The organism is Pseudoflavonifractor sp. 60 (genome assembly GCF_009911645.1).
GTDB lineage: Bacteria > Bacillota > Clostridia > Oscillospirales > Oscillospiraceae > Lawsonibacter.
Genome location: NZ_QWKI01000377.1, coordinates 1 through 365, shown reverse-complemented (window position 1 = coordinate 365; position 365 = coordinate 1). Strand labels below are relative to the sequence as shown.

Sequence of the window (365 nt, the reverse complement as noted above, 5' to 3'; positions counted from 1 at the left end):
GGCAGGAGAAAATTACCGCCCAGAACGGCGTGCTCTACAGCGCGGAGGACGAGGGCCTGGCCACCTACATGGTGCAGTTGTCCGTCCAATTTGTGAAAGAATTTCCAACCACAGACCCGTGGTTCAAATAAGGAGGCAAACCAATGGCGTATAAATTCAAAACTCCCGCCGGCCAGACGGTGGACCGAAAGCTCTACCTGGTGTGCGGCAACAGCGGCACCGCCCAGGCCCCCAAGTGGGGCAGACTGGGCAAGCGGGTTGAGGACAGCTCCGCCGAGCTGGACTGGGGTGAGGAGACCAAGCAGGACATCCTGGGGGACGCCTACACCACCATGAAGACCCCCACCATCTCCCAGACCTTCGAC

At 60.0% G+C, this 365-nt stretch carries 1 pseudogene; it reads left to right on the top strand.

Annotated features, from left to right (window positions below):
- Positions 1–143 precede the first annotated feature (143 nt).
- Positions 144–365 (top strand): annotated as a pseudogene (locus tag D1646_RS22480) (hypothetical protein); the annotation flags it as partial.